We start from the raw sequence: 895 nt of genomic DNA, 5'->3' as shown, positions 1-895 counted from the left end.
GATATGCCCTGTGTCCCCACATCGTTGGATTCCGCCTCGGCAAACAAGGCACGCATCCGTGGTCTCGACCTGTCGATGTCGAGCCAATCGAGAGGCAGGAAGCTTCTTGTCCCCTCCTGGACAACAGGATCAATCCGGAAGTAATCCCGCTCATAATATCGCGCTTTCCAGTGATCTTCATAGGTTGCTATGATGAGGGGATCGCTCAGTCCGATCCTGGGTGACGAAATTACGTGCAGCACCATGTTTGCTACACAATAAGCCGACCGCAAATGATCAACATAACTTTCAAACGCCGACAGGGAGTCCACCTTAGCGAGATCTTCAAGAGCCTGTTCAAGCAAAAACATGGAGTTCCTCCCTCTTTTGCGGGGAGGTATCAGTACCTGTAATATTGCGATGGCCTCGCCTCGATAGCGTGAGCTCCCCTGTTCGAAAGGAGCCGCGACGGAACCGACCATTGGTTTGCTCGCCAGCACGGTGATCCTCCGGGAAACTAAAAAATATAATCTGCGGTGCCGTCCCGGCGCGGAGACCGCGCCTACCCCGAAATGTTCTCAGACATCTCCATCTTTGCCACGATTTCTTTCAATTCAATGAGGGATGGTTTTGCCTGGTCCGTGAGACAATATCTGAGAGAGGCTTCACCGAAGCGATGAAAAAACTCCAGATACGGTCCCGTGGGTGTGCCCCATTCGAGGTAATCAAAACCAGGATCGGGCACACGGTTGCGTAGCGGATGCTGCACGGCCAATTGGCGCTCAGCGCAACCGGCGAGCCCCTGGTCCGCCTTTGTTCGATCAGACTGTCCAGCAGGGCAATACGGCTTTCGTGCGTTTCGCCAAGACCAAACAGCAAAGCGCAACCACAAGCTATATGGTCTCGCGACAGAATA

2 protein-coding genes are annotated in these 895 nt (G+C 53.6%); both read right to left on the bottom strand.

Annotation, left to right across the window (positions count from 1 at the left end; translation table 11 throughout):
* The coding region (locus RCF13_RS07935) for an autoinducer binding domain-containing protein (RefSeq protein WP_308141048.1) at positions 1 to 350 on the bottom strand (350 nt) is incomplete at its 3' end.
* Between the two features lie 238 nt (positions 351 to 588).
* The coding region (locus RCF13_RS07930; RefSeq protein ID WP_308141047.1) for a hypothetical protein at positions 589 to 895 on the bottom strand (307 nt) is incomplete at its 5' end.

This window comes from Stenotrophomonas maltophilia group sp. RNC7, assembly GCF_030910085.1.
Taxonomy (GTDB): Bacteria; Pseudomonadota; Gammaproteobacteria; order Xanthomonadales; family Xanthomonadaceae; genus Stenotrophomonas; species Stenotrophomonas sepilia.
Note: the sequence above shows the minus strand (reverse complement) of the source record. Positions and strands in the feature narration are given on the sequence as shown.